The 4,963-nt window shown below is 60.4% G+C and carries 1 protein-coding gene; it reads right to left on the bottom strand.

What is annotated here, in order from left to right; genetic code table 11:
- On the bottom strand, nucleotides 1-4,963 hold a 4,963-nt coding region (locus CAF70_RS27600), incomplete at both ends, for an immunoglobulin-like domain-containing protein (RefSeq protein WP_371915964.1).

The raw sequence follows: 4,963 nt of genomic DNA, 5'->3' as shown, positions 1-4,963 counted from the left end.
GGTGATGGTCACGCTCAGGTTTTCGGCATCGACGTACACGTCGTCGCTCGGCGCATCGACGGTGATCGACGCTTCCTTCTGGCCAGCAGCAATGGTGATCGTCTCACCGTTGCTCAGCTTGATCACCAGGTCGGTACCCGCCTTGTTGGTCAGGGTAGCGGTGTAGGTGATCTTGCCCCCTTCAGCCACGGTGTCCGTAGCGGTCAGGGTCAGCGCAGTGGCGTCCGGGGTTGCCGGGTTGTCGGTGACGGTTGTCACTGGCTCGCCCACGGCAACGGTCTTCTCGTAGTTACCGCCCGAGATATCGGTGATCTTGTTGGTCAGGTCCAGGTTGGTGTTGTGGACGTTGTTCGGCGCGGTGAACGGCACCGACGCCGACGACTCACCCACTGGAATGGTGATGGTCTGGCCGTTAGCCAGCTTGATCACCAGGTCCGAACCGGTGACCTTGTGGTTGACCGAGGCGGTGTAGGTCACTACGCCGCCCTCAGCGACGGTCGAAGTCGCGGTCAGTGTCACTGTGGTGGTGTCGATGGTGTCGGTGACCTTGGTTACAGCGGCACCGCTGTTTACATTCAGCTTCTCGAAGTCACCACCCGAGGTTTCGGTTATTTTGACCTGAAGGACTTCAGCATCGACGTAGACATCGTCGCCCGGGGCGTCGATGGTGATCGAGGCTTCCTTCGCGCCAGCTGCAATGGTGATGGTCTCTCCATTGCTCAGTTTGATCACCAGATCGGTGCCGGCCTTGTTGGTCAAGGTGGCGGTGTAGGTGATCTTGCCGCCCTCGGCAACCGTTGGCGTCGCACTCAGGGTCAGGTGAGTAATGTCCTTGCCTGAGCCGTCGGTCACGGTTGTTACCGGCTCGCCCACGGCCACGGTCTTCTCGTAGTTACCACCCGAGATATCAGTGATCTTGTTGGTCAGGTCGAGGTTGGTGTTGTAGACGTTGTTCGGTGCAGTGAACGGCACCGACGCCGACGACTCGCCTACCGGGATGGTGATGGTCTGGCCGTTGGCCAGCTTGATCACCAGGTCCGAACCGGTGACCTTGTGGTTGGCCGACGCGGTATAAGTCACCACGCCGCCTTCGTCGACCGTCGAAGTCGCAGTCAGCGTCACGGTGGTAGTGTCGATGGTATCGGTGACCTTGGTTACGGCCGCGGTGCTGCTGACATCCAGTTTCTCGAAATCACCACCGGTGGTGCCGGTGATGGTCACGCTCAGGTCTTCGGCATCGACGTACACGTCGTCGCTCGGGGCGTCGACGGTGATCGACGCTTCCTTCTGGCCAGCAGCAATGGTGATCGTCTCACCGTTGCTCAGCTTGATCACCAGGTCGGTACCGGCCTTGTTGGTCAAGGTAGCGGTGTAGGTGATCTTGCCGCCTTCGGCCACGGTGTCCGTAGCAGTCAAGGTCAGCGCAGTGGCGTCAGGGGTTGCCGGGTTGTCGGTGACGGTTGTCACTGGCTCGCCCACAGCCACGGTCTTCTCGTAGTTACCGCCCGAGATGTCGGTGATCTTGTTGGTCAGGTCCAGGTTGGTGTTATGGACGTTGTTCGGCGCGGTGAACGGCACCGACGCCGACGACTCACCCACCGGAATGGTGATGGTCTGGCCGTTAGCCAGCTTGATCACCAGGTCCGAACCGGTGACCTTGTGGTTGACCGACGCGGTGTAGGTGACGACGCCGCCTTCAGTAACCGTCGAGGTTGCCGTCAGGGTGACCGTAGTGGTGTCGATGGTGTCAGTGACCTTGGTTACGGCCGCGGTGCTGCTGACGTCCAGTTTCTCGAAATCACCACCGGTGGTACCGGTGATGGTCACGCTCAGGTCTTCGGCATCGACGTACACGTCATCGCTCGGCGCATCGACGGTGATCGAGGCTTCTTTCTGGCCAGCGGCGATGGTGATGCTTTCACCATTGCTCAGCTTGATCACCAGGTCGGTACCCGCCTTGTTGGTCAGGGTAGCGGTGTAGGTGATCTTGCCCCCTTCAGCCACGGTGTCCGTAGCGGTCAAGGTCAGCGCAGTGGCGTCAGGGGTTGCCGGGTTGTCGGTGACGGTTGTCACTGGCTCGCCCACAGCCACGGTCTTCTCGTAGTTACCACCCGAGATGTCGGTGATCTTGTTGGTCAGGTCCAGGTTGGTGTTGTGGACGTTGTTCGGTGCGGTGAATGGCACCGACGCCGACGACTCGCCTACCGGAATGGTGATGGTCTGGCCGTTAGCCAGCTTGATCACCAGGTCCGAACCGGTGACCTTGTGGTTGACCGACGCGGTGTAGGTGACGACGCCACCCTCGACCACGCTTTGCGTAGCAGTCAGGGTCACGGTCGTGGTGTCGATGGTGTCGGTCACCTGGGTCACAGCTGCAGTGCTGCTGACGTCGAGCTTCTCGAAGTCGCCACCGGTGGTATCGGTGATGGTCACGCTCAGGTCTTCGGCATCGACGTACACGTCGTCGCTCGGCGCATCGACGGTGATCGAGGCTTCTTTCTGACCAGCGGCGATGGTGATGCTTTCACCATTGCTCAGCTTGATCACCAGATCGGTACCCGCCTTGTTGGTCAGGGTAGCGGTGTAGGTGATCTTGCCGCCTTCGGCCACTGTCGGCGTAGCGGACAAGGTCAGGCAGGTAGTGTCCTCAGAGCCTGGGCCGTCTGTGACGGTTGTGCTGATCTCTGTCTTGTCCAAGGTCAGCTTTTCAAACTTCCACGCGTCTGCGCCGCTGACCGAGTCGATCGCATTGACGACAGACGGAGCGCCTACATAGACATCATTCGGCGCGGTCACGGTAATCGAACCGGTGGTGCTGTTGGCCGGCACCACAACAACGGTCTTGCCATCACTGAGTGTAAAGTACAGCGTCGAATGGCTATTGATCGGCAGACCGTCTTTGCTGGTCAGCGTGACGGTGTAGGTGATCTCGCCACCTTCGGTGACGGACTCGGTGGCTGTCAGCTTGGCCACCACTTCGTTCAGGGTGTCGGTCACTTTCACCGACGCATCACCGCCCAACTGCAGGTTCTCGAAGCTGCTGCCTGCGGTGTCGGCTGCCGACTTCAGGCCTACGCTGATTTCGCCGGCATCCTGATAAACGTCGTCACCCTGCTCGGCATGGGTGTATTGCACGCTGGTTTCGCCCGCCTTGATAGTGACCTGGGCGTTGTTGCTCAGGGTCACGACCAGGTCGTGCGCCAGCACGGTATTGATCTTCACGGTGAAGGTCGGACTCTGGTTCTCGAAGACCGACTCCTGGTTGGCCTCGATGGTGACCTTGACGATATCGCCACCAGGGCCAGGGGTACCAGGCTCGTCAGTCACCGTGGTGCTGACCGCGGTCTTGTCCAAGGTCAGTTTCTCGAACTTCCACGCGTCTGCACCGCTGACCGAGTCGATCGCGTTGACCACTGGCGCATTGGCACCCACGTAGACGTTGTCCGGCGCGGTCACGGTAATCGAACCGGTGGTGCTGTTGGCCGGGACCACAACAACGGTCTTGCCATCACTGAGAGTGAAGTACAGCGTCGAGTGGTTGTTGAGCGGCAGGCCGTCTTTGCTGGTCAGCGTGACGGTGTAGGTGATTTCGCCACCTTCTGTGACGGACTCGGTGGCCGTCAGCTTGGCCACCACTTCGCTGATGGTGTCGGTCACCTCCACCGAAGCGGGCCCGCCCAGCTGCAGGTTTTCGAAGACTCGCCCATCGGCGTCTGCAGCCGACTCGATGCCCAGACTGATCTGGCCGGCGTCGTTGTAGACGTCATCGCCCTGCGCGTCGTGGGTATAAGGCGCGCTGGTTTCGCCAGCCTTGATGGTGACCTGGGCATTGTTGCTCAGGGTCACGACCAGGTCGTGTTCCAGCGGCGCATTGATGCGCACGGTGAAGGTCGGCTTGAGGTCCTCAGCCACCGAGTTCTGATCGGCGGTGATGGTAACCTGTACCAGATCCCCCTGGTTGCCAGTGCCCGGAGTACCAGAGCCTGGCTCGTCTGTTACCGAAGTGGTGACGGTTTCACCGCCGAGCGTCAACTTCTCGAAGTTACCCGCACCCGATACTGACTCCAGCTTGTTCGCGATAGCTGCCTGACCACCGACATAAACGTCATCGTTGACGGTGATGGTCGCGGTACCCGCCGCGTTGTTGGCCGGAATGGTGACTTTCGTGCCATCGCTCAGGGTGAAGGTCAGCGCGCCGTGCTGGGTAACAGGCAGACCCTGGGCGTTGGTCAGGGTGACGGTGTAGGTCACCTGGCCACCTTCAGTAACGGAAGCCTTGTCGACGGTCAATGTAGCGACGACTTCACTGATGGTGTCCGAGATTTCAACGGTCGCCGGGCCACCAAGGGCCAGCTTCTCGAAGGTGGCACCCGAGACGGTGGCATCAGTGACGCTGAGGGTGACGGAGCCGGCATCCATGATGACGTCATCACCTTGGGCCGAAGTTTTGTACTCGACTTCAGTCTTGCCGGCCTCGATGGTCACGGTGTCGCCATTCGACAGAGTAACAGTCAGCGGACGATCAAGTGCCTGACTTACCTTCACAGTGAAGGAAGGCTGCTGGTCTTCAGTCACATTGCCATTACTGACGATGCTTACGGTGACGGTATCGATGCTGTCATTGATGACCGTCGAGGCCGGGGTCGGGTTCGGCGTCAGCTGCTCGAAGTTACCGCCCGTGGCGCTGTCGATGGTGACGCTGACGGTCGAACCGTTGTTGTAGACGTCGTTGGCCGGGGTCTCGAAATCAACGCTGCCTTGGGTTTTGCCGGCTTCGACGGTGATGGTCTGGCCGTTGGACAGGGTCACGGTCACCGGGGTCTGGGCCGGGTTGTTCAGGGTCACGGTGTAGGTGATGACACCGCCTTCGGTCACCGACGGGGTCGCCGTCAGGGTCGCAGTGGTGGTGTCGATCGAATCGTTGATCGTGGTCTGCGCCGGGGTCGGGTTCGGCGTCAGTTGC

Source organism: Pseudomonas sp. B19(2017) (assembly GCF_002113165.1).
Lineage (GTDB): Bacteria > Pseudomonadota > Gammaproteobacteria > Pseudomonadales > Pseudomonadaceae > Aquipseudomonas.
The sequence above is the reverse complement of the archived record's forward strand: the minus strand, read 5'-3'. Positions and strand labels throughout refer to the sequence as shown.